Origin of the sequence: Streptomyces cellostaticus (assembly GCF_023630175.1) — a bacterium.
GTDB lineage: Bacteria > Actinomycetota > Actinomycetes > Streptomycetales > Streptomycetaceae > Streptomyces > Streptomyces cellostaticus_A.
In genome coordinates this window covers 247,298-274,252 of record NZ_JALLIN010000001.1, presented here as the reverse complement: position 1 = coordinate 274,252, position 26,955 = coordinate 247,298, and the positions used below count along the sequence as shown (strand labels likewise).

Genomic DNA, 26,955 nt, shown 5'->3' with positions numbered 1-26,955 from the left:
TCCGCGCGGGACCGGTGAAGAGACCGTGGACATCCGGGTCCCCTCCCCGCGACGCGCTCCGCACCGCGGTCGCATTGAAGGCACGCAGGCTGCAGGCGCCGTGACGTGCCCCCGGAAACCGGATACGAGCAGTCCGCCCACGAGGGCGGCAATCGCACGAGAGGTATGGCAATGGTTCAGAGCAGCATGCGCCCGAGGGGGACCGGCAGCACCTCACCCAAGCCCCGGCCGTCCTCCCTGAGACGTCTCAAGGCTCGTCTCCAGTTCACCGGTTGGCTGCAGTACATCCTCGACGCGGTTCCCTCGCTCGCCTTCTGCCTCGTCGCGGCCGCGGGGCGGGCGACCGGAGCCTTGCAGGGGATCGGTCTCTGGTTGCCGGCCGGTGTCGCGTTGCTGCTGTTCGTGGTCTTCGTCTTCGATCTCGTCACGGTGAAGTTCGGGCTGCGCCCCACCGAAGCCCTGCCCCAGCGCAGGGACGGACTCGGGGCCTTCGATCTCATGCGGGCTCGGCGCTCATGCCGGTCGTTCCAGTCCCGGGACCTGACCGAGGACCACCGTGCGGAACTGCTGGACGCCGTCCGCTCGTACACCATGCCCGACCGATTGATCGGCGGCAGGCCCATACGCTTCGAGTACGTCGCGGCCTCGCTCACCGTCTGGCCGGTCGTGGGCGCCCACGAGTTCCTCGTCGCGATCGCCCCCCGCACGTACGACCGCATGGCGGTCGTCGACGTCGGCCGAAGCCTGCAGCACGTCGTTCTGCACGCCACGCGGATGGGCTTGGCGACGTGCTGGATCGGTCCGGGCGCCGACCAGAAGAGCATCGTGGAACATCTGGGCGACAGATTCGACCCCGAGGAGGACCACGTCGTCTGTGTCTGCGCCGTGGGATACCGCTCGTCCTTCAAACCCTTGGCGCTGCGCGGCATGCAGTTGATCCAGCGCCGCCGCCTGCCGCTGACCTCGCTCTTCTTCGCCGATCCGCACTTCCGAAAGCCTCTGGACGTCACCCGACCGCCATGGGCGGCGTACGGGCGCTCCTACGAGGTGTGCCAATGGGCGCCATCGTCGTTCAACAGCCAGACAACCAGGTGCGTCGCGGTGGCGGATCGGTCGACGGGTGAGGAGAGGCCGTCACGGTTCGATTTCCACGCCTCCACCGGGTCGCGGTACTACGCGGCGGTGGCCCTGGGGATTTGGTGTGCGAACTGGGAGGCAGGCTGCCGGGCTCTGGGGCTCGACGGGCACTTCGCCGTTCTGACACCCGAGGCACGACGCGTTCGGGGACTCCCCGAGCTGCCGCGATACGACGTGAGCTGGGTGGTCGGCCGCCGGGGAACCGAATAGTCCCGGGCGCCGGGATCGGCGTCGGGCGCCGTCGCCCCCAGGCCGTGCGGGCCGGTTCGGTACAGGTCGATGCGCCGGCGAGGCTTGCCCAGGTAGCGCGACGTCATCCCGGCCCAGGCCGTGTGCGGTGGTGGATCCGCGCCCCGGGTCGGGCCGTGCAGCTCGTCCAGCGATTCCGGTGGGCGGCGGCGGAACTTCTCCCGGTACAGCGCGAGGTCCTCGGCGCCCGTGCGGAGAGGCCCATCGGCGTGGGCGCGGGGTGCCGAGGGCTGGCGAGGCCGCGTCCGTCGTGGCGGTCGGAAGAAGCCATCGCGGGGCATGCCGAGCGAGACGCGGAGCCCGGAGAGGTGCCGGGCGGACCCGCGCCGGGTGAGGGCCGTGACGGCAGCCTGTCCTGCTCGGAGCACTCTGGCGGCAGCTGCGTCGCGAGGGCGTACCGGTGGCCCGCCGCACCGTCGCACGGTCGATGCGCGACCTGGGCCTGGAGGGAGCCCGGCGCGGGAAGAAGATCCGCACCACTGTCCGGGACGACGGCCATGATCGGGCCGCTGACCTGTTGCGACGCGACTCCACCGACACCAGCCCCGACCGGCGGCCGGAGTCAACGCATGGAGCCTCCGCCGGGCCCGGAGCGCATCAGGTGCCCAGGAGCGGGACGATCTCGGTCGGTGGGCCGGCCGGCCGCGGCACTCGCCGGCGGCGCACGCGGGGCGCGGGACGAACGGGTTCAGGAAGCGTGGGCGTCGACCCAGGTGAGGCAGGAGGCGCGGGAGTCCTCCTCGTGGACGACGGTCCAGCCGTCCGGGATGTCGATGGCGGCCGGCCACAGGGAGTGCTCGGCGCGGTCGTTGCGGAGGACGACGTACGGGCGGTCGTCGCTGTCGAAGGGGTTGGTCATCGTGCGCTCCTGTCGGCGGCTCGGTCAGTCGAAGAGGCGGCGGGTCATCCCGCGTACGGCGAGGAACCACGCGGCCACGGTGAAGGCGGCGAGTACCGCCAGGTGCAGCAGGTCCTCGGCGCCGAGCGTGCCGAACGCGGCGTGCCGGACGAGCTGCATGCAGTGGTGGATGGGGTTGACCGCCGCGACGGCCCGCACCCAGCCGGGCAGCCCCGTCAGCGGGAAGAACACCCCGGCGGCCATCACCAGCGGGGTGAGCACGCCCGACACGACGAGCCGCAGCCAGTCGATGGCCGGAACCAGCGTGGAGACCCACATCCCGCACAGGGCGAACGCCAGTCCCGCCACCAGCGTGATCAGGGGCACGAGCAGCAACGACGGCGTGAGCGGCAGACCGATCGCGACCGTGACGAGCAACGGTACCGAGCTGTACGCGGACGACTTGACGGCGATCCACGACGCCTCGGCCGTGACCAGCTCCCACACGTCGACCGGGCGGCTCAGCACCGCGTCGTACAGGTGCTGGTAGCAGCGCCTGTTGTAGCTCTCGAACATGCCCGCGAAGGCGGAGGCGAAGAGCACCGAGGTCACCACCATGCCGACGCCCAGGAACTGCGGGTACGGGCGGCCCTCGGCGGAGTCGACCAGGCGGCCGAAGCCCAGCCCGAAACCGGTCATGTAGACCAGGGGCTCGACCAGCGAGCCGAAGGTGATCGCCGGCCAGTAGCGTGTGAACAGCAGGAGCTCCCGCAGCCACACGGCGCGCAGCGACGGCATCAGCGCCGGGGTGGCCGGGGAGCCGCCCTCGGACACGGGCGCGCCGGCGGGCGGCTGTGCGGGTGGAGCCGGTGCGGCCCTCGACATGGAATGGGTCCCTTCTGGTCGGCCGGGATCGGTGAACGGCTGCCGCCGCGTGAGGAGGACGGGGCGCCCGCGGGCGGGGGCCGGAACGGGACCGCGCAGCGGCGGAGTACCGGTGGAGCGCCGCGCAGGCGCGGCGCGGCGGGCCTGCGGGTCAGACGAACAGCTCGCCCGTCAGCATCACGAAGACGTCCTCCAGGGTCGTGGGCCGCAGCACGTCGGGCGCGCCCAGCTCGGCGCGCAGCGACTCGGGCATCGTCTCGGCGCGGAGCACCGACACCGCCAGGCCGGTGCGCCTGCTGGTGAGCCCCGACCTCGCCACGAGCGCCTCCACCTCCGCACGGCGGGACGCGTCCCCCCGGTACTCGGCGGCCTGCGCCCCGGCGTGGGCGCGCAGCAGTTCGGCCGGGGTGCCTCGGGCGATCAGCCGGCCCGCGAAGACGATGGCGACCTCGTCGGCGAGGCGCTCCGCCTCCTCGATGTAGTGCGTGGACATCAGCACCGTCGTGCCGGTCTCGCGCAGCGCCTCGATGACGTCCCACAGGTCCTGGCGGATCTGCGGGTCCAGACCCACGGTCGGCTCGTCGAGAAGCAGCAGCCGCGGGGACGTGAGGATGCCCCGCGCGAGGAGCAGCCTGCGCCGCATGCCGCCGGAGAGCGCCTCCACACGGCTGTCCGCCCGGTCCGTGAGGCGCACCGCCGCCAGCGCCCGGTCCACCGCCGCGCCGCACTCGGCGGGCGGCAGGGCGCTGAACCGGGCGAACACCTCCAGGTTCTGCCGGACGGTCAGCTCGATGTCGAGGTTGTCCTCCTGCGGAACGACGCCGAGCAGTGAGCGGACCCGCCGCGAGGCCGCGGGCATGCCGTGTCCCAGCACCTCGACCGTGCCGCCGGTGGCCCGGCTCTGCCCGGTGATCAGGCGCATGGTGGTGGACTTTCCGGCGCCGTTCGGTCCCAGCAGTCCGAAGAATTGGCCCGGGGAGACCTCCAGATCGAGCCCGTCGAGGGCGTTTGCCGCGCCGTAGGTCTTCACGACGTCCTGAAAACGGACTACGGGGCTCACCCGTGAATTCCCCCTTTTGGAAACGTGGTGCCCCTGGGGCGCGATGGCGTCATCCCGGGTGCACCAGCCATACAACCCCAGGCGGGGCCCGTTTGTGAACCCCTTTCAACTCCCAGTGATCACTGGTACGTTCCGCATTGATCAAGCCCCCACAAGGGCGCTTCGTCGATTCCGGGGGCTCCATGAGGTCGCGCGTACCCGCGCTTGTCGCTGTTCTTCTGCTCGTACTGGCTGCCGCCGGCAGTGCGATTCTCATGCGCGCCGTCCCGAAGCCCGTACGCGCGGACGCGGCGCCCTCCGTGTTCTCCGCCGAACGCGCCCGAGTCCACGTTCCGCACCTGGCGCGGGCCCCACATCCTTCCGGAACACCGGAAGCCGAAGCCGTACGGGCCTATGTGCGGCAGCAGTTGACGGGGCTGGGGCTGAAACCCGCGCAGAGCGAGGCGACGGAGGTGCTGCCCGGCCGGGACTCCTCGCACCTCGCCGGACGCGTCCACAACATCACCGCCACCATCGAGGGGTCCTCCTCCACGGGCAGCCTGCTGCTGGTCGCCCACACCGACTCCGTCCCCACCGGTCCCGGCGCCTCCGACGACGGCCTCGGCGTGGCGTCCCTCCTGGAGATCGCCCGCGTCCTGACCGAGGGACCCCGCCCCCGCAACGACGTGGTGCTGCTCCTCACCGACATGGAGGAGACCGGCCAGCTCGGCGCCCGCGCCTACCTGCGGAGCCTCGGAGCCGCCGCCCGAGAACCGCATGTCGTCGTCAACCTGGAAGCGCGGGGCACCAGCGGACGTGCCGTCATGTTCGAGACGGGTGCCCACAGCGCGGCCCTGGCCGACGCCCTCGCCGACACCCCGCCCGTGGCCACCTCCCTGTCCGACGAGATCTACCGGCTGCTGCCGCACGACACGGACCTGACCCCGCTGCGCGCCGCCGGCATGACCGGGTTGAACTTCGCCGTCATCGGCGGCAGCGCCCGCTACCACGGGCCCGGCGACGACGCCGCCCACCTCGACCCGGGCAGCCTCCAGGACCTCGGCGACACCGCCCTGTCCGCCGTGCGCGCGCTGGCCGCGGCGGACCTCCGGGACGTCACCGAGGCACCCGAGGCGACCTGGTTCAACGTGGGCCCGCTGCTCGTCCGCTACCCCGCCGGGGCGGTGCTGCCGCTGGCCCTGCTGGCGCCCGCCGCGCTCGCCGCGGCCGCCTGGTACGCCCGCCGCCGCCGCGCCCTGAACACCCGTGCCGCCGTACGGTCCGCGCTGACCTTCCCGCTCACCCTCGCCGCGGCCGCCGCGCTCGGCTGGGCCGCCTGGCAGGGCCTGCTGCTGCTCCGCCCCGACTACGCCCTGTTCCACCTCGGCGACCCGTACCGCACGGGTCCTGCCGTCACCGGACTGCTGCTGCTCACCGCCACGGTGACCGCCCTGTGGGCCGTGTGGACGGCGCGGCGGGCCCGGGGCTCCGTGACGGAGGCGACCGTCGGCGTCCTCGTGTGGCCCGCGCTGTCGGCCGTGCCCGTCGCCGTGCTGCTGCCCGGCGCCGCGTACGTGGTCACGTGGACGGTGCTCGGCGGGGCCGCCGGTCTGCTCCTCGCCGTCCGCGCCCCGCAGGACTCGCCGTGGCGGGCGGCCGCCCTCGCGCTGGGCGGGCTGCCCGGCGTCGCGGTCACCGCCCCGCTGATCGCGCTGCTCTTCCCGGTCCTCGGGCTGGCCTCCGCCGCGGCGCCGCTCGTCCTGGCGGCCCTCGTCCTCGCCGTACCGGCCCTACCGGCGGCCCTGCCGTTGTGGACCGCCCCGCGCCGGCGGGTCGTCGCGGCCGGCGCGGCCCTCGCGGTCACCGGGACGGCGCTCGTCGGCGCCAACGCCCTCACCGGCCGCGCCGACGCCGAGTACCCGCGGCCCGTCAGCCTCATGTACGCCCTCGACGCCGACCGGGGCCGCGCCTACTGGGTGTCCGAGGACGCTGACGCGCACCCGTGGGTCACCGCCCGGACCGGCACCTCCCGCACCGACACGCTGGAGGCGTGGTCGCCCGCCCTCGCCGCCCCGCCCGGCGGCCTCCTGGCGGGCGAGGCGCCGGTCGCCCCCGTCTCCCGGCCGCGGGTCACGACCCTCTCCGACACGCGCAGCGGCGCGACCCGGACCGTACGCCTCTCCGTGAAGGCCGTGAACGGCACGCCCGTCCTGCTCGCCCTGTACGTCGACACCTCCGCCACCGAGGTCGTCGGCGCCCGCCTGCACGGCGCGCCCGCCGGGACGCAGGACCTCCCGGGCGGGGAGAACCGCCCGCACGCCGGCTCGCCGTGGAAGTGGGGACTGCTGCTCGCCGCGCCCTCGCCGCGCGGCCAAGAGGTGACCCTCACCGTCCGGGGCGGCAAGCCGCTGCGCGTGCTCGCCATGACGCAGGACGCGGGGCTTCCCGAACGGGCGCTGACACAGCCGCGCCCCAAGTACCTCACCTGGATCCCCGACGCGGCGGGGCTCTCCTTCGCGAGCCGCGTCTACACGGTCTGAGCACCGGCCGCTCCGGTCCCGCACCACCGACGACACCCCTTTCCCGCCCACGACAGAAACGAGTCCCCATGACCTCTTCCGTCCCCCACGGCGCCGACCGAGCCGAGAAGCCGGAGACCCCGCGCGTCCGCCGGGCGACCGCCGCCGACGGCGAGGCCGTCACCGCGGTCTTCCTCGCCTCCCGGACCGCCACCATGCCGTATCTGCCGCGCCTCCACAGCGACGAGCAGACTCGCGCCTGGATCGAGGCCGTCGTCCTGCCCGACACCACCGTCTGGGTGGCCGAACTGGGCGACCCGGCGGAGATCGTCGGCTTCGCCTCCCTCGACGGCACCGTCCTCGACCACCTGTACCTGCGCCCCGACGTACGGCGCCGGGGCATCGGCACGGCATTGCTGGCGACCGTACGGGAGGCGTCGCCAAAGAAGCTGTCCCTCCACGTCTTCCAGCGGAACACCGAGGCCCGCGCCTTCTACGAGCGGCACGGATTCACCGTGGGCGAGCTGAACGACGGCAGCCGCAACGAGGAGAACGAGCCCGACGTGACGTACCACTGGACCGCCGGCTGACCGCTTCCCGGCCCGCGCAGGCGCCGCGCACGGCGCCACCGAGCACCACGGGGGCGCCAGGGCGCCACCCGCGTCACGGAACCACCGGCATCATCCGCACCACCCGCATCACGGCACCACCCGCATCACGGCACCATCAGCACCACCGAGCATCACCAGCACCACGACGCAGACCCATCGCAACAGCCTGACGCGGCAGCCTCCCAGGGGCCGTCCGCGTCCACGGGGAGGAACAGCAAGTGCAGGGCGAAGGCACCGTGCCGGGCGAGATCCCGCTGTCCTATGCACAGCTCGCGCTGTGGTTCAACGACCGGCTCCAGGAGGGCGACGCCTCCTACAACATGCCGGTGGCGCTCCGCCTCAGGGGCCCGCTCGACGTCGATGCCCTGCGTGACGCGCTCGGGGACGTCATCGACCGGCACGCCGCCCTGCGGACCGTCTTCCCGGAACGCGACGGCACCCCTTACCAGCGCGTCCTGGACCCCCGGGACGTCCCCGTGCCGCTGACGGTCCGGCCCGCCGACGAGGCGGCCCTCCCGGAGCTGATCGCCGCCGCCTGCCGCGAGTGCTTCGACCTGGCCGCCGAACCGCCGCTGCGCATGCGGATCTTCGTCCTCGGACCGCGGGACCACCTGGTCCTGATGGTCCAGCACCACATCGCGGGCGACGGCTGGTCGATGGCGCCGCTCGCCCGCGACCTGAGCGCCGCCTACACGGCCCGCTCCGAGGGGCGCGCCCCCGTATGGGCGCCGCTCCCGGCGGACTTCGCCGCGTACGCGACCGCACAGCACGCCGGCCTCGGCAGCCTGGACGACCCCGACAGCGGCATCAGCCGCCAACTCGCGTACTGGAAGGATGCGCTCGCCGGGATACCCGACTGCCTGCCGCTGCCCACCGACCGGCCGCGCCCTGCCGTCATGTCCCACGAGGGCGACTACTTCCCCTGGGAGATCCCCGCGGCCCTCCACCGGGACCTGCTCGCCCTCGCCCGGTCGTGCCGGGTCAGCCTGTTCATGGTCGTCCAGGCCGCGCTCGCCACCGTCCTCAGCCGGTCCGGCGCGGGCGACGACCTGCCCATCGCCAGCCCCACCGCCGGACGCGGCGACTCCCGCTACGACGACGTCGTCGGCTACTTCGTCAACCCGCTCGTCCTGCGCATCGACACCTCCGGCGACCCCACCTTCCGTGAACTGCTCAAGCGGGTGCGCCGCACCGACCTGCAGGGCTTCGCCCACCAGGACATGCCCATCGAGCGGCTCATCACCGCCCTCAACCCGCCGCGCTCCCTCGCCTGGCACCCGCTGTTCCAGGTCATGCTGGCCTTCCAGAACCTGCCCGAGGCCGCCCTCGCCCTGCCCGGCGTCACCTGCGAGGTCGTCGAGGCCGACCCGGGCGGCGCCAAGTTCGACCTGTCGTTCAACGTCATGGAGCGCCGCGACGCCGACGGCGAACCGGCCGGGCTGACCTGCTTCGTCGAGTACAGCAGCGACCTGTTCGACCGGACCGGGGCCGAAGCCCTCACCCGGCGGCTCGCCCTGCTCCTCGAGCGGGTCGCCGACGACCCCGATCAGCACATCGGCGCCGTCGACCTGCTCGCCGCCGACGAGCGGGACACCCTCGCCGCGCTGTGGAGCGGGCCCGCGCTCGACGTGCCCGCCCTCGCCTACCACCAGGCGTTCGAGGAGCGCGCCGCCGCCGAACCCGGCACACCCGCCCTCGTCGCCGGAGCCGACCGGCTCACCTTCGGCGAGCTCAACGCCCGCGCCAACCGGCTCGCCCGCGAACTGGTCCGCCGCGGCGCCGCGCCCGACCGGCCCGTGCTCGTCGTCCTCGACCGCACCGCTGAGCTGGTCGTCTCGCTGCTTGCCGTCCTCAAGTCCGGCGCCGCCTTCGCCCCGCTCACCCCCGACACGCCCGCCGAGCGGACCGCTGCCGTCGCCGCGACCACCCGCCCGGTCTGCGCCGTCACCACCACCGCCACCTCCGGGCGGCTGCCCGCCGGGGTCCCCGCGCTCGCGCTGGACGACCCGGACGTCCGAGCGGCGCTCGCCGCCCACCCGGACATCGACCTCTCCGACGCCGACCGCGCCGCCCCCACCTGCCCGAACGACACCGCGTACGTCATCCACACCTCCGGCTCCACCGGCACCCCCAAGGGCGTCGCCGTCGAGCACCGGGCGCTCACCCACCTCGCGGAGCACCACCGCGTCCGCATGGCCGGCCGGTACGCGCCCGCCGACGGCACGCGGCTGCACGTCGGGTTGGTCGCCTCCATCACCTTCGACACGGCCTGGGAGCCGTTCTTCTGGCTCCGCGAAGGGCACTGCCTGCACCTCCTCGCCGACGACGTCCGCCTCGACCCCGAGGCGCTCGTCGCCCATGTGCGGCGCGAACGGCTCGACTTCCTCGACCTCACGCCGACCTACGCGCAGGCCCTGCTGACCGCCGGGCTGCTGGACGACGGCGACCACCACCGGCCGCGCGCCCTGATGCTCGGCGGTGAGGCCGTCGGCCCCGAGCTGTGGGAGCGGCTCTCCGCCGTCCCCGGCACCGACGTCCACAACTACTACGGGCCCACCGAGTTCACCGTCGACGCGCTCTGCTGCGAACTGGACGACAGCCCCACCCCGGTCATCGGCCGGCCCCTCGACAACGTCCGCGCGTATGTCCTCGACGAGCGGCTGCGGCCCGCCCCGCTCGGCGTGCCCGGCGAGCTGTACCTGGCCGGGCCCCAGCTCGCCCGCGGCTACCTCGGTGCCCCCGCCCTCACAGCGGAACGATTCGTCGCCGACCCGTACGGCCCTCCCGGCAGCCGCATGTACCGCACCGGCGACCTCGCCCGGCTCCGCCGCGACGGCCACGTCGAATATCTGGGCCGTGCCGACGAGCAGGTCAAGATCCGCGGCTTCCGCATCGAACCCGGCGAGATCGAGGCACAGCTCACCGGCCACCCCGCCGTCGCCCAGGCCGCCGTCACCGTGCGCGGCGAGGAGGACGGCGCCCCGTACCTCGCCGCCCACGTGGTCCCGGCACCCGGCCGGCGGGCACCCGGCGCCGTCGAGCTCCACGAGCACCTGGCCGCCCGCCTCCCCGCCTACATGCTGCCCGCCGCGTACGCCCACGTGGACCGGCTGCCGCTCACCGCCACCGGCAAGCTCGACCGGCGCGCCCTGCCCGAACCGGACCTGCGCCTCACCAGCGGTCCCGCCCGCCCGCCCGCCGACGAGCGCGAGGCAGCCCTGTGCCGCCTGTTCGCCGAGGTGCTGCGGCTGCCCGAGGCCGGCCCGGACGACGACTTCTTCCGGTTGGGCGGCCACTCCCTGCTCGCCATGCGGCTGGTCAGCCGGGTCCGCGCGGCCACCGGCGCCGAACTGCCCATCCGCGCCGTCTTCGAAGCCCGCACCCCCGCCGGACTCGCCCGCCTCCTCGACGGCCCCGACGCGCCAGGCGGACGCCGCCCCGCGCTCACCCCAGCGCGACGGCCCGCCGAGACGCCGCTGTCGCACGCCCAGCGCCGGCTGTGGTTCCTCCAGCGCCTGGAGACCGACAGCCCCGCCTACCACATCCCGCTGCCGCTGCACCTCGACGGCCCGCTCGACATCGGCGCCCTGAGCGCCGCCCTGCACGACGTCGTCGTCCGCCACGAGGCGCTGCGCACCGTCTTCCCCGACCGGGACGGCGTGCCCCACCAGCGCGTCCTCGACCCGGTGGAGCTGCCGTCCCTGCTGGACATCGTCCCGCTGGACCCCGCCCGCGCCGAGGGCGCCGCTCTGGAGGCGGAGCTGCGCGCCGCCGCCTCCGCCCCGTTCGACCTCGCCTCCCGACCGCCGCTGCGTGCCCGCCTCTACCTGCTCGGTTCCGGCCGGCACATCCTGCTGCTGACCGTCCACCACATCGCCTGCGACGGCTGGTCCCTCCAGCCGCTCGCCGCTGACCTGGGCGCGGCCTACCGGGCCCGTGCCGAGGGCCGCGCGCTCGACTGGGCGCCCCTGCCCGTCCAGTACGCCGACTACACCCTCTGGCAGCACGACCTGCTCGGCGACGCCCGCACCCCGGGGACGCTCGCCGCCGCCCAGTGGGACCACTGGCGGGCCGTACTGGACGGACTGCCCGACGAGGTACCGCTGCCCGCCGACCGCCGCCGCACCCCCGAGACCGGCCACGAGGGGCGCACCGTGCCCGTCGAGATCGGCGCGGACACCCACCGGGCGCTCGCCGCGCTCGCGCGGGAGAGCGGCGCGAGCCTCTTCATGGCCGTGCAGGCGGGCCTCGCCGCGCTGCTGACCCGCCTCGGCGCCGGGACGGACATCCCCCTCGGCGCCCCGGTGGCCGGCCGCACCGACGCCGCCCTGGACGACCTGGTCGGCTTCTTCGTCAACACGCTGGTGCTGCGCACCAACACGGCAGGCGACCCGACGTTCCGGGAGCTGCTGGACCGGGTCCGCGACCTCGACGTGGCCGCCTACGCCCACCAGGACCTGCCGTTCGAGCAGCTCGTGGACCTCGTCGGGCCCGAACGGCGGCCCGGCCGGCACCCGCTGTTCCAGGTCGCCCTCGTCGTGGACCAGGGAGCCGACGTGCGGCTCGACATCCCCGGCGTCACCGCCGGGCGGCTCACCGTGCAGCTCGCGCCCGCCAAGTTCGACCTGACGGTCACCCTTGCCGCCGAACGCACCGACGACGGCGCGGAGGGCCCGCTGCGGGGCACCGTCGAGTACCGCACCGACCTGTTCGACGACGCCACGGCCGCGGCCCTCGCCGAACGGCTCACCCGGCTGCTCACCGGCGCCGCCGCCGAACCGGACCTGCGCATCGGCCGGATCGGGCTCCTCTCGGACGACGAGCGGCGCCTCGTCCTCGACAAGTGGAACGACACCCGCCGCGAACTGGAGCCCACCACGCTCGCCGCGTCCGTCACGGAGCAGTTCGCCCGCACCCCCGACGCCACGGCGGTCGTCTTCGAGGGCCACGAGACCACGTACGCCGAACTCGACACGCTCGTCGACGACCTGGCCGGACGGCTCGCCGCGGTCGGCGCCGCTCCCGGCGCGGTCGTCGCCGTCGCCGTGCCCCGTTCCGTGGACCTGGTGGCCGCCGTGTGTGCCGTGCACCGGACGGGCGCCGCCTATGTGCCGCTCGACCCCGACTACCCGGCCGACCGGCTGGCGTTCATGCTGGAGGACGCCCGGCCCACGGCCGTGATCGCCGCGCCCGGCGAGGCGGAGCGGCTGCGCGTCCCGGACGGTGCCGCCCTGCTCGCGCCGCGCCCCGCCGCCGACGGCGGCGAACGGGGGACGCCCACCGCACCGGCCCCGGACGACCCCGCGTACGTGATCTACACCTCCGGGTCGACGGGCCGCCCCAAGGGCGTCGTCGTCCCGCACGGCGCCGTCACCAACCGGCTCCGCTGGGGCCAGGAGCAGTACCTGCTCACGGACCGGGACCGGGTGCTCCACAAGACGCCGTCCAGCTTCGACGTGTCCGTCTGGGAGATCTTCTGGCCCCTGACCACCGGTGCCACCCTGGTCGTCGCCCGCCCCGAAGGGCACCGCGACCCGGCGTACCTGTGCGACCTCATCCGCTCCGAGCGGGTCACCGTCGCCCAGTTCGTCCCCTCCATGCTCGACGCCTTCCTCCAGCACCCCGACGCGGGCCGCTGCGACTCGCTGCGGCTGGTCATCGTCGGCGGCGAGGCCCTGACGACGGCCACCGCCCGCCGCTTCCACCAGGTGCTGCCCGGTGTCCGGCTGGTCGACCAGTACGGGCCCACCGAGGCCGCCATCGAGGTGACCGCGTGGACCTGCCGCCCCGAGGACGACGACGGCCGCCCCGTGCCCATCGGCCGGCCCGTGTGGAACACCCGCGTCCACATCCTCGACGCGGAACTCCAACTCGTCCCGCCCGGTGTCGCCGGCGAGCTGTACCTCGACGGCGTCCAACTCGCCCACGGATACCTGGGCCGCCCCGCGCTCACCGCCGAGCGGTTCGTCGCCAACCCGTACGGCCCGCCCGGCTCCCGCATGTACCGCACGGGCGACCTCGCACGCTGGCGGCCCGACGGTGCGGTCGAGTACCTCGGCCGCGTCGACGGCCAGGTCAAGGTCCGCGGCTTCCGCATCGAACTGGGCGAGATCGAGGCCGCGCTGGGCGAGCACCCGGCCGTCGCCGCCGGGGTCGTCCTGGTCCGCGAGGACCGGCACGGCGCGCCCCGCATCGTCGCCTACGTGGTGCCCGCGGGCGCGGCGCCCGCCACCGAGGAGCTGCGCGAGCACCTGCGGGCCAGGCTCCCCGAGCACATGGTGCCCACCGGCTACGTCCCGCTCGACGTGCTGCCCGTCACGCCCAACGGCAAGCTGGACCGGGCGGCCCTGCCCGAGCCCGCCGACGCCCCCGCCTCCGCCGGGGGCGGCGCCCGGCAGCCCGCCACGCCGCTGGAACGCACCCTGACGGAGCTGTTCGCCGAGATCCTGGACGTGCCCGGCGCCGGACCCGACGACGACTTCTTCCTGCTCGGCGGCCACTCGCTGATGATGGTCCGGCTCGTGGAGCGGATCCGCGCCGAGACCGGCGTGGACCTCGCCGTCCGCACCCTCTTCGACCACCCGACCGCCGCCGCGCTGGCCGCCCGGATCGCCGGGGACCCGGCCCTGCACGGCCGGTTCGCCGAGGGCCCCGGCAGTGGCGCCGGACCGGACGGCGCCCCGGTGCCGTGGGAGCCGGTGCTGCCGCTGCGCGCCCACGGCACCCGCGTTCCGCTCTTCTGCGTCCACCCGGTCGTCGGCGACGGCTTCGGATACGTGGGGCTGCTGCGCGCCCTCGGCCCGGATCAGCCTGTGTACGCTCTCCAGGGAGCCGGACCGGCCTGCGGGCGGCCCCGCCCCGCGACGCTCGGCGGCCTCGCCGCCGAGTACACGGCGCGGATCCGGGAGATCCAGCCGCACGGCCCGTATCGGCTCCTCGGCTGGTCCTTCGGCGGCGTCGTCGCCCACGAGATGGCCGTCCAGCTCCGCGAGCAGGGCGAGCGGGTCGACCTGGTCGCCCTGATGGACAGCGTGCCGCCGACCGAGCACGACCGGCGCGCGCACGCGGCCCCGGTCGGCGAGACGGACGTGCTGAGCGCCCTGCTCGACGCGGTGGGCGCGCCGAAGGAGGACATCGCCGCCGCCGACGGCACCCGCGCCACGGAACCGGACGAGCTGCTGCGGCTGCTCGCCCCGGCGATGGGCGCCTCCGCCCCGGCGGACCCGGCCGCGCTCGCCGCGATGATCGACACCTGCCGCTACCACGGCGAGCTGATGGTGCGCTGGACGCCCCGCACGTACGACGGCGGGCTGCTCACCTTCACGGCCACCGCGGAGGTGCGGCGGGAGGCCGCCGTGGGCCGGGCGACCACCCCCGAGCTGTGGGCGCCGTACCTCACCGGGCCGGTCACCGACCACCCCGTGGACGCCCAGCACCTCCAGCTCGTGGAGCCCGGCCACATCGATGCCATCGGCCGGGTCCTCGCGGTCGAACTGTCCCGTCTGGACGCCCGGTGACCCGCTGCCGCGCTCCACGCCCCGGCCGCCCCGCCGGTCCGGGGATGCCCGCGCCCGCCGTCCGGAGGCCTCGCGCCCCCGGGCGGGAGGCACGGCGGGCGCCGGACGACGGGGGACCGGCTCAGCCGGCCGCGTCGACGTGCTCCTCCGCGGCGCCGGCGATCTCCTGCATGATCGCGTCCACCTCGTCGTGGAGGAAGAAGTGGTCACCAGGGAGTATCCGCCGGCGGAAGCCGCCCGCGGTCACCGAGCGCCAGCCGTCGATCCACTCCGGGCCGGAGAGCCGGTCGCCGTCACCGCCGAGCGCCACCACGGGGCACGGCAGCACCGTCGGCCGTACCGTCTCCATGTACCGGGCGAGCAGCCCCAGGTCCGCGCGCATCACCGGCAGCAGCATGGCGAGCAGTTCCCGGTGCTCCAGGATCTCGGCGGGCGTGCCGCCGAGTTCCACGATGCCTTTCAGCAGTTCGTCGTCGTCCCGGTCGTGCAGGGGCATCGCCACGGGCGAGCCGGGGGGACGGCACCCGGACACCACGAGGGCGCGCGGCAGCGGACGGCCCCCGGCCACCAGGCGGCGGGTCGTCTCGTACGCGATCTGGGCGCCCATGCTGTGCCCGAACAGCAGGAACGGCTCCCGCTCCGGCCGCGCCTCCAGCACCGAAAGGACACCGCCCACCACCTCCTCCATGGAGGCGGGCAGCGGCTCGGCCATGCGGGTGCCGCGGCCCGGCAGCTCCACCGGCACGAAGTCGAGGCCCGGCACCTGCCGGGAGCGCGCCCAGGCCAGGTACGAGCCCGCCGAGCCGCCGGCGTGCGGGAGGCAGTAGACCCGCACCGCCTCCCTGCCGCCGTCGACGGCGGGGCCGGAGTCCCAAGGGGTCCATCGGTTGCGCGTCACTGCGTTCTGCCCTTCTGTCCTGGGGGAGTTTCCGGGCCGTCGCGCGGCCCGTACCGAGACCATATTCAGGAATTCGTCCGCCGGGCCAGTCCGACGGCCTGTCAAAACGCCTTACCAGGAAGGATGGTGAATGTTTTTTTGTTGACCTTGGTATGTCGGTGGGCTAGCGTGGCACTCGCATCCGGAAGTGCCGTGCGGGTGTGAAACGGGGATTTTCCAACGTGTGCGGAATTGCGGGTGTGTTTTCCCTCGACGGGGCGCGTCCGATAGAAACTCATGTACTTTCGGAAATGATTTCCGAACTTGTCCACCGAGGCCCGGAAGATGCCGGACGACACCTCGGTGAGGGAATCGCGCTGGGATTTCGCCGGCTCGCCCTGAACGATCTGGAACGGGGCAATCAGCCGCATTTCTCGGAGGATCGCGACCTCGTCTCCGTCTGCAATGGCGAGATCTACAACCACCGTGCCCTGCGCGAGGAACTGGCCCGCGCCGGGCACCGGTTCCGCACCGCCTGCGACACGGAGGTACTGGTCCACCTCTACCGCCACCACGGCACCGGCCTCACCGCGCGCCTCGACGGCCAGTTCGCCTTCGCCCTGTACGACGCGACCGCCCGGCGGTTGCTCCTCGCCCGCGACCACGCGGGGGTCGTGCCGCTGTTCTACACCGTCGTGGACGGACTGCTCGTCTTCGGCTCCGAGGCCAAGGCGATTCTGCGCCACCCGGCGGTGCGGCCGCGCGTGGACCTGCGCGGCCTCGACCAGGTCCTCACCCTCCCCGGACTCGTCAGCCCCCGCACCATGTTCGAGGGCATCCACTCCCTGCGCCCGGGCGAGCGGCTCGTCGCCGACGCCTCCGGTGTCACCGTGGAGCGGTACTGGGACCTCGACTACCCCGACGCCGGAGACCTCCCCCCGCTCGGTGCCGACCTCGACGCCGAACTCGGCGGCGCCGCCGACCGCGTGGCCGCCCTCCTCGACGGCGCGGTCCGCGACCGGCTCGTCGCGGACGTGCCCGTCGGCCTGTACCTGAGCGGTGGACTCGACTCCAGCCTCCTCGCCGCGCTCGCCGCCAGGGCCCGCCCCGGCCACACCTGGCCGAGCTACTCCGTCGTCTTCCCCGGCCACGACTTCGACGAGAGCCCCCACCAGCGTCTCGTCGCCGCGAAGCTCGGCACCCGCCACCACGAGGTGCCCGTCCACGCCGCCGACGTCGCCGACCGGCTGCGGGCCATGGTCCGCCACGCCGAGACGCCCGTACGCGAGTCGTACAACGTCTGCTCCCTCAAGCTGTCCGAGGCGGTCCGCGCCGACGGCACCGTCGCCGTCCTCACCGGCGAGGGCGCCGACGAGCTGTTCGGCGGCTACCCCGGATACCGGTACGACGCCGCCGGGCTCGGCGGCAGCCGCCTCACCGGCCTCGACGCCCACCTGGAGCGGGAGATCCGGGAGCGCATGTGGGGCGTCGACATCGGCTACGAACAGGACCAGATCACCACCCAGGAGATCCGCCGCGACCTGTACTCCGCCGACCTCGCCCCGTCCTTCGACACGTTCGCCGTCACCTCCCAGCGGCTCGTCGACGCCGACCGGCTCAAGGGCCGCCACCCCCTGCACCAGCGCTCCTACCTCGACTTCCACCTGCGCCTCGCCGACCATCTCCTCGGCGACCACGGGGACCGCATGGCCCTCGCCAACGCCGTGGAGCCCCGCTTCCCGTTCCTCGCCCGGCCCGTCGTGGACCAGGCCGTCGCCCTCCATCCCGCGCTGATGGTGGCCGGCGGCGCCGAGAAGGCAGTCCTGCGCCGGGTCGCCGGGCCACTCGTCCCGGGCGAGGTCCTCGCCCGGCCCAAGTTCGGCTTCCGCGGCCAGACCAGCGGCCACCTGCTGAACACGGGCGCCGACTGGTTCGAGGAACTGCTCTCCCCGTCCCTCGTACGGCGGCAGGGCTACTTCGACCCGGACACCGTCTCCGCGCTCGTACGCCACCACCGCGACCGGGGCGACCAGGTGCACGCGCACCTCGACACCGACTACCTGATGGTCATCGCCACCTTCGCGCTCTTCGTCGAGGAGTTCGGGCTGCCGTGCCTCGGATGACGCCCCTCGCCGCCCCCGCCCCCGCCCCCGCCCCCGCGCCCCGCACCGGCCCGGCGACGGACGCGGCCGGCACCGCCCGGCCCGGCCTGCCCCTGGTCGGCGTCGTCGGCGGCATGGGCCCCCTCGCCTCCACCGAACTGCTCCGCAGCGTCTACCTGCCCGCCGACGGCCGCCCCGAACAGGAGTCGCCGCGTGTCCTGCTGTGGTCCGACCCCGCCGTCGTGGACCGCACCGAGGCCATCGGCACCGGCCGTCTCGAAGCGCTCCGCGAAGCCGTCGAGCGGGCCGTGCGCGGCCTCGTCGCCGCGGGCGCCGAACGGGTCGTCGTCGCCTGCGTCACCGCCCACCGCGTCCTCGGCGACCTCCCCCCGGACCTCCTGGACCGCTGCGTCTCCCTCGTGGACGTCGTCCACGCGGAACTCGCCCGCACCGCCCGCCCGCACCTCCTGCTGTGCACCGAGGGCACCGCCCGCGCCGGGCTCCTCACCACCGGCCCGCACGACGCCGTCCGCCACCTCGTCCCCCTCAGCCCCGGCGACCAGCGGGCCCTGCACCGCGAGGTGTACCGCCTGAAGGCCGGCGGCGACCCGCTGCGCGCCGTCGCCTTCCTGCGCGCGGCCCTGCCCCGCTACGGCGTACGGGACTTCGTCGCCGCCTGCACCGAACTCCACCTCGTCACCCAGGCCATCACCGCCGCGGGCCTGTCCGCGGAGTTCCCGGCCATCGACCCCCTGGCCGTCGTGGCCGGGCGGATCAAGAACGGAGAGCTGTGAGCCACACCACGATCCTGCGCCACTGGGCCGACCACGTGGAGAAGGAGCCGGAGGCGGTCGCCCTCGCCACGCCCTCCGGTGACTGGACCCGGCAGCGGCTCGCCGCCCACGCCGCCGGAGTGCGCGAACGCCTCGCCGACGGTGAGGGACCGGTGCTCGTCGCCTGTACCGAGCCCGCCCCGGTGATCGCCGCCATCCTGGCCTGCGCCGCCACCGGCCGCGCCTTCGCACCCGTCGACACCCGCCAGCCGGCCGCCCGCTGGACCGCCATCGCCGAGGACCTCCGCCCCACGGCCGTCGTCGCCGACCACGCCGGACGCGCCGCCCTCGCCGCGGGCGGCCCCTACGACGACACCGTCCGGTACATCGACGCCGAGGACGCCGAGCACGGCACCTGGCACGCCGACGACTGGCGCGACCCCGGCACCCCCGACGCCGGATACGTCTACTTCACCTCCGGCACCACCGGCCGGCCCAAGGGCATCAAGGGCAGCCTGGAGGCCGTCGAGCACTTCCTCGACTGGGAGACCGCCGAGTTCGGTGTCGGACCGGGCACCCGCGTGTCCCTGCTCACCTCGCCCGGCTTCGACGCGTTCCTCCGCGACGCGCTCCTGCCGCTCCGCGCCGGGGGCAGCGTCCACGCCGCCCCGCCCGGCGCCGTCCCCGTCGGCGCCGGACTCGCCGCGTGGCTCGACGCCCGGCGGATCGAGGTGCTGCACTGCGTGCCCACCGTCTTCCGCACCCTGCGCGCCGCCGGCCTCACCGCCGGATCCCTGCCCGCGCTGCGGACCGTGCTCCTCGCCGGGGAACCCGTACGCCCCTCCGACGTCGCCTGGTGGCGCGGTCTGTTCGGCGACGACAAGACCCTGGTCAACCTGTACGGCCCGTCCGAGACCACCATGACGAAGGTGTACCGGCGCCTCGGGGCCGAGGACGCGGGCGCCGGGACCGTCCCCGCCGGCCTGCCCATGCCCGGCGTCGAGGTCCGCGTCCGCGCCGCCGGCGCGGCGGTCACCGGCACCATAGGCGAGATCGAGATCCACACGCCGTTCCCCCTCCGCGGCTACCTCGACGGACGCCCCGGCGGGTTCTCCGGCACCCACGCCTACCGCACCGGCGACCTCGGACGGCTCCGCGGCGACGGCGTCCTGGAGGTACTCGGCCGCCGCGACCAGCAGGTCAAGGTCAACGGCGTACGCGTGGAACTCGGCGAGGTCGAGGAAGTCCTGCGCAGCCACCCCGGCGTCCGCGACGCCTGCGCCGCAGCCGTCGCCGAGGACGGCGACGCCGACCCCGTGCTGTGCGCCTACGTCGTCGCCGACGACACCGTCACCGACGAGGGGCTGCGCGCCCACACCGCCGCGGGACTCCACCCCGGCAGCCGCCCCTCCCTGTACGTACGGCTCGCCGCGATCCCGCGCACCCTCAACGGCAAGGCCGACCGGCGGGCCCTGCCCATGCCGACCGCGGTGCGGGCCGCCACCGCCGACGACGGCCCCCGCGACGGCACCGAAGCGGAGATCGCCGCGCTCTGGTGCGACCTGCTGCACCTGTCCGCCGTCGGCCGCCGCGACAGCTTCACCCTCCTGGGCGGCGACTCCCTCGCCATCGCCCGACTCCTGGACCGGTTGCGCTCGCGCTTCGGCGTCGACGTGCCGTTGCGGGTCTTCGCCGAGGACCCCACCGTCGCCGGGCTCGCCGCCGCCGTCACAGGCGGGAGCGGCCGATGACCGCGCCCCTGCCGCCGCGCCCGCGCCGGGACCGCGCCCCCCTGTCGTACGCCCAGCGCGCCATCTGGCGGGCCGAGCAGCTACTGCCCGGCAGCGCCCTGCACAACGAGACCGCGGCGTTCCGACTGACCGGGCCCGTCGACGCAGCCGCCCTGGAGCGGGCCCTGGCCGTCCTCGCCGTCCGCCACGAGGCGATGCGGTGCGCCGTCCTCACCGACGCCGACGGCGAGCCGTACCAGCACATAGCCGACCGCACCCGCCCGGCCGTCGACCTCACCGACCTCACCGGCCTGCCCGAGGAAGCGCGTGAGGAGCGCCTGGCCCAACTCGTCGCCCGGGCGGCCACCGAGCCGTTCGACCCGGCGCGCCCGCCGCTCATGCGGACCCGCCTGTTCCGGCTCGGCGACGATCGCCACCTGCTGCTGTTCGTCGCCCACCACATCGTCGTGGACGCCTGGGCGTTCGGCGTGTTCCTGGAGGAACTGGCAGCCCAGTACGCCGCCGAGACGGGCGGCGGCCCCGCTCTGCCCGAACTCCCGGCGGAACGGCGGGACTTCGGTGACTACGCCGCCTGGCAGCGCACCGACCCGTCCGCCGGCAGTGGGCTCGCCCACTGGCGGGAGCGGCTCGGCGGCGAGCTGCCCGTGCTGAGCCTCCCCGCCGAACCGCTGCCGCCCGGCGTGGCCCGTCCCGACGAGACCGCGGGCGCCGTCCACCACTTCACGCTTCCCGCCGGCCTCGTCGCCCGCCTCGCCGCGCTGGCCCGCAGCCGCGTCGCCACGCTGCCCGCGACGCTCCTCACCGCGTTCTGCGCGGTCGTCCAGCGCTTCACCGGCCAGGACGACCTGGTCGTCGGCATGCCCGTCGCCACCCGCAACCGGCCCGCGCTCGGCGCGATGGTCGGCCCGCTCCTCAACGTCATCGCCCACCGCGTCGACCTCTCCGGCACCCCCACCTTCGACGAGGCCCTGGTCCGCACCCGGCGCGGCCTGAAGGCGGACCTCGCCCATCGGGACACCCCCTTCGACCTGGTCGTCGAGGACCTCGCCCCGACGGCGGGCGGCCGCTCTCCGCTGTTCCAGCTCATGTACGCGTTCCACAGCGGACCCACCACGACCCTCGCCCTGCCCGGCGTCGAGACCGTGCCCGCGCCCTCGCACAGCGGGACGGCCAAGTACGACCTGTCGCTGTTCCTGCGGCCGAGGCCGTCCGGCGACCTCGACGCCGGACTGGAGTACCGGACCGCCGTCCTCGCCCCGCACACCGTCGCCGCGATCGCCGAGGGGCTGCTGTGCCTGCTGGAGGCGGCGGTCGCCGAACCGGGCCGCCCGCTCGCCGACCTGCCGGCCGCCGCCCCGGAGGGGTACGGCCGCGTCGTGACCGGCTTCAACACGGCCGACCGCACCCACGCCCCGTGGCCCACCGTCCCCCACGCGTTGCGCGCCCTCGCCGCCCTGCGGGGCGACGCGCCCGCCGTCGGGCACGGCGACGACGTCCTCACCCGCGCCGGCGTGGACCGGGCGGCCGACCGCGTGGCAGCCCGACTGGCCGGCCGGTACGGCGTGCGCCCCGGCGACCGGGTCGCCCTCCTCGCCCCCCGTGACAGCGCCCTCGTCCCGCTCGTCGCCGGGATATGGCGGGCCGGGGCCGTCCTCGTGCCGCTCGACGACACCATGCCCGAGGAGCGGGCCGCGTACGTCCTGGCGGACAGCGGCGCCCGGCTGCTCGTCACCGGGCACCCGGACCGGCGCGCCCCCGACGGGGGCCCCGCGCTCGCCGCGTGCGCCGACCTGCTGGCGGAGACCGGGCCCGCCGGGACGGTCCCCTTCCCCGACGGCCCGCCACCGGACTCCCTCGCGTACCTCATGTACACCTCCGGCTCCACCGGCCGCCCCAAGGGAGTGGCGGTGCCGCACGACCGGGTCGCCAACCTGCTGCACGCCGTCGTCAGCGAACCCGGCATGGGCACCGGCGACGTGCTGGTCGCCGTCACCGCCCTGACGTTCGACATCTCCGTGCTGGAACTGTTCGCGCCGCTCGTCGCGGGCGGCCGCGTCGTCGTCGCCCCGCACGACACGGTCCGCGACCCCGCCCGCCTCGCCGCGCTGCTGCGCGGCTGCGGCGCCACACTCGTGCAGGCCACGCCGTCGCTGTGGCGGGCCCTCGTGGACAGCGGCTGGCAGGGCATGCCCGGCCTGCGGATCCTCAGCGGCGGCGAACCCCTCGACCCCGCGCTCGCCGCCCGTCTCCTGGAGCGCGGCGCCCAGCTGTGGAACCTGTACGGCCCCACCGAGACGACCATCTGGTCCACGGCCGGGCGCGTCCTGCCCGGTGAACCGGTGACCGTCGGCCGCCCGCTGGCCCGCACGTACTGCCACATCCTCGACCGGCACGACCGGCCCGTCCCGCTCGGCGCGACCGGGGAACTCGTCATCGGCGGGTCCGGTGTCGCCGCCGGCTACTGGAACCGGCCCGACCTCACCGCAGCCGCCTTCGTCCCCGACCCGGTCGGCGCCGACCCGCTCGGCACCGGCGACCCCGCCGCGCCCGTCTACCGGACCGGCGACCTGGCGCGCTACCTGCCCGACGGGCGGATCGTCGTCCTCGGCCGCGCCGACCAGCAGATCAAGATCCTCGGCCACCGCGTGGAACTCGGCGAGATCGAGGCGCACCTGACGGCCCACCCGCTGGTGCGCGCCGCCGCCGTCGTGGTCGACCGGCAGCGCCCGGCGGCGCCCCGGCTCGTCGCGTTCGTCGTCCCGGACGGGGCTCCGGACGGCACGGAGGGCGTCGCGGACGGCGGCGCCGAGACGCCGGGCGACGTGCTGCGCCGCCACCTGCGGAGCCTGCTGCCCGCCGCCGTCGTCCCGGCGGTCATCGCGACCGTCAGCGAACTGCCGCTCAACACCAGCGGCAAGGTCGACCGCCCCGCCCTGACCCTCCGGGCACGCGCCCTCACCTCGGCCACCGCTCCCACGGCCCCCGCCGACGACGCCGAACGGGCCGTCGTCGCCCTCTGGGCCGGCCTCCTGGGCGCCGCGCCGGACACGGTCGGCACCACCGACGACTTCTTCGCCGCGGGCGGCAACTCCATCGTCGCCACCCGCCTCCTCGGGCGGACCCGCGAGGCCCTCGGCCGCGCGCCGTCGCTCGCCGCCTTCTACACGGACCCGACCCCCCGGGGCCTCGCCCGCGCCGTGCGGGAGGCCGCCGGGCCCGGTACCGCAACGGCCGGCCCGGCCGCCGCGCCCGACGGTGCGGAGCCCCGCCCCGACGGGCCCGTACCCCTCACGGACCAGCAGCGCCAGCTGTGGCTGACGCAACGCCTCGCACCCGAGTCGGCCGCCTACAACCTGGCCGCCGCCGTCCGCCTCGACCGGCCGGTCGACACCGGCGCGCTGGGCCGCGCGCTGCGCGACCTGGCCGGCCGGCACCGGATACTCGCGGCGCGCTGCGCGCTCACCGACGACGGACCCGTCCTGCTGCCGCTCCCCGCCGAGTCGGTGAGCGCCACGGTCCTGCACGCTCCCGAGGAGGTGCGCGCCCGGGGCGCGGAGGCGGTCGAGGAGTGGCGGGACGGCGTCCTGCACGCCGAGGCCACCCGGCCCTTCGACCTGACCGAGGGCCCTCTCCTGCGCGTCGCCCTGCTGCGCGCGGGCGGGGAAGGCACGGCGGACGACGCGGCGGACGGTGGCCCGGACGAGGCGTCCGGGCCGGTGCTGCTGCTGACCGCCCATCACCTCGCGGTCGACGGCTGGTCCATCGGCGTCGCGGTCCGCGAACTGGCGGCGCTCCACGCCCACCACACCGGCGTCGGGCCGCTCCCCGCCCCGCCCGCGCTGGACTTCGCCCGCCACGCCGCCGCTCTGGCGGCCCCCACCGCAGAGGCGACCCGCGACGCGCACCTCGCGTACTGGCGCGACCGCCTCGACGGCCACCCCGGGGTGCTGGACCTGCCCGCCGACCCCGACGCCGCCCCGCGGCCGGCCGGCGCGGGTGCCACCGTGCCGTTCCGACTGGCGCCCGGCGCCACCGCCCGACTCCGCGCGGTGGCGGCCCGGCTGCGGGTCACCCCGTTCACGCTGCTGCTCAGCGTGTACGCGTCGCTGCTCGGCCGGTACGGCGGCACCGACGACGTGCTGGTCGGCGTGCCCGCCGCCAACCGGGGCGCCCCCGGCCTCGACGGGCTGATCGGCTCCCTCGTCACCACCCTGCCGGTCCGCGTGGACCTGCGCGGCGACGTGTCGTTCGCCGCGCTCGCCCGGCGCACGGGGCAGTGCCTGGCGGACGACATCGACCGCTCCCTGGTGCCGCTCGACCGCCTGGTGGACGCCCTCGGCCTGGCCCGCGATCCGGCACGGCCCGCCCTCGTGCAGGCCACGCTCGTCCTCCAGGACGCGATACCGGCCCGGGTCCGGCTCGGCGACGCCTCCGGCGAGCTGCTGCCGGTCCCGACGGGCACCGCCAAGTACGACCTCACCCTGGCGCTGGAGGAGCATCCCGACCGGATCGACGGCGTACTGGAGTTCGCGACCGGCCGGTTCACGCCCGCGTGGGCAGCCCGCTTCACCGGCCACCTGGAGACCCTGCTGCGTGCGGCGCTCGACGACCCGGACGCGGAGGCGGCCGCGGCCCCCGTCGACGCGCACCACACCGAGACCCCTTCGCCCCGCCCCGCCGCGCCCGCCGGCACCTGGCGCAAGACCCACGCCACCCCCGTCCACGAACTGTTCCGGGCCCGTGTCGCGGAGCACCCCGACGCGGTCGCCGTCCGCCACGACGGCCGGGCCGTCACGTACGGGGAGCTGGACGCCTGGAGCGACCGGATCGCCGGCCGGCTCCTCGGCCGGGGCGCGCGGCCGGGCCGGTTCGTGTCCGTGCTGCTGCCCACCGGGCCCGCGCAGACGGCGGCCGTCCTCGGCGTGGCGAAGGCCGGTTCGGCGTTCGCCGTGCTCGACGCCGATGCGCCGCAGGCGCGCCTGCGGGCCGTCTTGGACGACGCCGAACCGCTGTGCGTGCTCGCCGCCGAGTCCTGCCTCGCCGTACTGCCGGACCTGTGGGACGCGGCCGCCGGGACGTTCGGCGGGGTCCCCGTGGAGCCGCTCGACCCGGCGCTCCCCGAGCCCGACGGTCAACCGGCCGCGCCCGCACCGGAGTCCGCCGCCCGGTCCGCGCACAAGGCGGCCGGCGACGACCCGCTGTGCCTGGTGTACACGTCCGGCTCCACCGGCAGCCCCAAGGGCATAGTCCTGCCCCACGCGACGCTCGCCCAGTTCGCCCACTGGCAGGGCGAGACCTTCGGGGTGCGGCCCGGCAGCCGTGTCGCCCAGTGGGCCCCGTTCACGTACGACGCCGCCTACACCGAGGTGTTCGCCGCGCTCTGCCACGGTGCCGCCCTGTGTGTCCCGGCCGACCACGTTCGGCGCGACCCGGTGGCCCTGGCGTCCTGGCTGCGCGCCGAACGCGTCACGCAGATCCAGACGGTGCCCGGCTTCCTCACCGTGCTCACCGAGGCCCTCGACCGCGACGGCGCCGCGCTCCCGGACCTGGAGCACCTGCTGCTCGCCGGGGAGGTGCTGCCGCCGTCGCTCGCCGCCGCGTGGGCGGACCGCCCCGTACGGCCCCGCCTGCACAACCTGTACGGGCCCACCGAATGCGTGCTGGCCACCCACCGGGAGCTGACGCCGGGGGAGCGCTTCTCGTCGTCCGTGCCGATCGGGCGGCCCATCCCCGGCCGGGAGGCGCTGGTACTGGACCACCGGGGCCGTCCCTGCCCGGTCGGCGTCGTCGGCGAGATCCACCTGCGCAGCGACCTCCTCGCCGGCTCGTACCACCGCAGGCCCGAGGAGAGCCGCCGCGCGTACGTCCCCGACCCGTGGCGGCCCGGCGGCACGCTGTACCGGACCGGTGACCTCGGCCGGGTGCTGCCCGACGGCGAACTCGCCTTCACCGGCCGCACCGGCGGCCTGGTGAAGATCCACGGCAACCGCGTGGAGCTGGAGGAGATCGAGGCGATCCTGGAGTCCCACCCGGACGTACGGGAGGCCGCCGCCGCCCTCCACGGCACCCCGTCCGCGCCCCGCCTCGTCGGGTACGCGGTCGTCACCGGCGACGTGTCCCCCGCCGCGCTGCGGGCGCTGCTCGCCGACCGGCTGCCCGCCCCGGTCGTCCCGGAACGGGTGGTGCTGCTCGACGCCCTGCCCCGCACCCGCACCAACAAGCGGGACCGGGCCCGGCTGCCCGTACCGGAGGCGGCCGTCCCCGACGCGTCGGCGCCGCCGGCGGAAGGCGCCGAACAGCTCGTCGCCGACGCCTGGCGCCGCGTGCTGGGCGCCGACCGGGCCGTGGGCCGCCACACCAACTTCTTCGAGGCGGGCGGCAACTCGCTGCTCGCCGCCAGGCTGCAACTCGACCTGGCCGACCGGCTCGGCCGCCCCGTACGGCTCGTGGACATCTTCGCCCGCCCCACCGTCGCCGAGTTCGTCGCCGGTCTCGACGGGCCGGGCGGCGCCTCGGACGCCGCCCCGCACGACGACCCGGCCGGTGCGCGGGCGGACGACGCGGCCGCGCGCGGCAACCGGCGCCGCGCCGCCGCGCGGGCCCGCGCCCGGGGACGTGCCGCCGGCCGGACCGACCCCACGACAAGGAGTAACTGAC

At 75.3% G+C, this 26,955-nt stretch carries 12 protein-coding genes and 1 pseudogene; 9 read left to right on the top strand and 4 right to left on the bottom strand.

Features of this window, described 5'->3' with window-relative positions; genetic code table 11:
* Window positions 1-171 precede the first annotated feature (171 nt).
* Together MXD57_RS00720 and MXD57_RS00715 are read left to right on the top strand one after the other, a co-directional pair.
* A complete protein-coding gene (locus MXD57_RS00720; protein WP_250399253.1) occupies window positions 172-1,347 on the top strand; it encodes a nitroreductase family protein in 1,176 nt (391 codons plus the stop codon).
* Window positions 1,348-1,753: 406 nt separating this feature from the next.
* Window positions 1,754-1,877, top strand: a pseudogene (locus tag MXD57_RS00715) (IS3 family transposase); the annotation flags it as partial.
* Between the two features lie 197 nt (window positions 1,878-2,074).
* Here MXD57_RS00715 and MXD57_RS00710 read toward each other — a convergent pair.
* The 3 genes from MXD57_RS00710 to MXD57_RS00700 all read right to left on the bottom strand — a co-directional run bounded on the left by MXD57_RS00710 (window position 2,075) and on the right by MXD57_RS00700 (window position 4,169).
* Window positions 2,075-2,245 (bottom strand): MbtH family protein, encoded by a 171-nt coding sequence (locus MXD57_RS00710; RefSeq protein ID WP_250399252.1) that lies wholly within the window; start codon window positions 2,243-2,245, stop codon window positions 2,075-2,077.
* Between the two features lie 24 nt (window positions 2,246-2,269).
* Complete coding sequence (locus tag MXD57_RS00705) at window positions 2,270-3,109, bottom strand: ABC transporter permease (RefSeq protein ID WP_250399251.1); 840 nt, start codon at window positions 3,107-3,109, stop codon at window positions 2,270-2,272.
* Window positions 3,110-3,260: 151 nt separating this feature from the next.
* A complete protein-coding gene (locus tag MXD57_RS00700; RefSeq protein WP_250399250.1) occupies window positions 3,261-4,169 on the bottom strand; it encodes an ABC transporter ATP-binding protein in 909 nt (302 codons plus the stop codon).
* A gap of 254 nt (window positions 4,170-4,423) precedes the next feature.
* On the opposite strand from MXD57_RS00700, the gene MXD57_RS00695 reads away from it, so the two are divergent.
* From MXD57_RS00695 to MXD57_RS00685, 3 genes are all read left to right on the top strand, one after another.
* Window positions 4,424-6,688: a M20/M25/M40 family metallo-hydrolase gene (locus tag MXD57_RS00695; RefSeq protein ID WP_250399249.1), complete on the top strand. Its 2,265-nt coding sequence runs from the start codon at window positions 4,424-4,426 to the stop codon at window positions 6,686-6,688.
* Between the two features lie 68 nt (window positions 6,689-6,756).
* Complete coding sequence (locus MXD57_RS00690) at window positions 6,757-7,257, top strand: GNAT family N-acetyltransferase (RefSeq protein WP_250399248.1); 501 nt, start codon at window positions 6,757-6,759, stop codon at window positions 7,255-7,257.
* Between the two features lie 239 nt (window positions 7,258-7,496).
* Complete coding sequence (locus tag MXD57_RS00685) at window positions 7,497-14,795, top strand: amino acid adenylation domain-containing protein (protein WP_250399247.1); 7,299 nt, start codon at window positions 7,497-7,499, stop codon at window positions 14,793-14,795.
* Between the two features lie 121 nt (window positions 14,796-14,916).
* Here MXD57_RS00685 and MXD57_RS00680 read toward each other — a convergent pair whose 3' ends face one another.
* Window positions 14,917-15,693 (bottom strand): thioesterase II family protein, encoded by a 777-nt coding sequence (locus MXD57_RS00680; protein ID WP_250399246.1) that lies wholly within the window; start codon window positions 15,691-15,693, stop codon window positions 14,917-14,919.
* A gap of 200 nt (window positions 15,694-15,893) precedes the next feature.
* Here MXD57_RS00680 and asnB point away from each other — a divergent pair, with 200 nt between their 5' ends.
* The 4 genes from asnB to MXD57_RS00660 are packed head-to-tail and all read left to right on the top strand — an operon-like array spanning window position 15,894 to window position 26,954.
* On the top strand, window positions 15,894-17,795 hold the full coding sequence (gene asnB / locus MXD57_RS00675; protein ID WP_308290636.1) for an asparagine synthase (glutamine-hydrolyzing): 1,902 nt from the start codon (window positions 15,894-15,896) through the stop codon (window positions 17,793-17,795).
* Window positions 17,792-18,568, top strand: coding sequence for an aspartate/glutamate racemase family protein (locus MXD57_RS00670; protein ID WP_250399333.1), 777 nt, complete (start codon window positions 17,792-17,794; stop codon window positions 18,566-18,568). Before asnB ends, MXD57_RS00670 begins: the two co-directional genes overlap by 4 nt.
* Window positions 18,565-20,298: a non-ribosomal peptide synthetase gene (locus MXD57_RS00665; protein WP_250399244.1), complete on the top strand. Its 1,734-nt coding sequence runs from the start codon at window positions 18,565-18,567 to the stop codon at window positions 20,296-20,298. The genes MXD57_RS00670 and MXD57_RS00665 overlap by 4 nt, the downstream gene beginning before the upstream one ends.
* On the top strand, window positions 20,295-26,954 hold the full coding sequence (locus MXD57_RS00660) for a non-ribosomal peptide synthetase (RefSeq protein WP_250399243.1): 6,660 nt from the start codon (window positions 20,295-20,297) through the stop codon (window positions 26,952-26,954). The genes MXD57_RS00665 and MXD57_RS00660 overlap by 4 nt, the downstream gene beginning before the upstream one ends.
* Window position 26,955 lies beyond the last annotated feature (1 nt).

Excerpts from the sequence above, each read along its gene's own strand:
- MXD57_RS00720 (WP_250399253.1), top strand. The coding sequence starts at position 172 with ATGGTTCAGAGCAGCATGCGCCCGAGGGGGACCGGCAGCACCTCACCC.
- MXD57_RS00710 (WP_250399252.1), bottom strand. The coding sequence starts at position 2,245 with ATGACCAACCCCTTCGACAGCGACGACCGCCCGTACGTCGTCCTCCGC.
- MXD57_RS00705 (WP_250399251.1), bottom strand. The coding sequence starts at position 3,109 with ATGTCGAGGGCCGCACCGGCTCCACCCGCACAGCCGCCCGCCGGCGCG.
- MXD57_RS00695 (WP_250399249.1), top strand. The coding sequence starts at position 4,424 with ATGCGCGCCGTCCCGAAGCCCGTACGCGCGGACGCGGCGCCCTCCGTG.
- MXD57_RS00690 (WP_250399248.1), top strand. The coding sequence starts at position 6,757 with ATGACCTCTTCCGTCCCCCACGGCGCCGACCGAGCCGAGAAGCCGGAG.
- MXD57_RS00670 (WP_250399333.1), top strand. The coding sequence starts at position 17,792 with ATGACGCCCCTCGCCGCCCCCGCCCCCGCCCCCGCCCCCGCGCCCCGC.
- MXD57_RS00660 (WP_250399243.1), top strand. The coding sequence starts at position 20,295 with ATGACCGCGCCCCTGCCGCCGCGCCCGCGCCGGGACCGCGCCCCCCTG.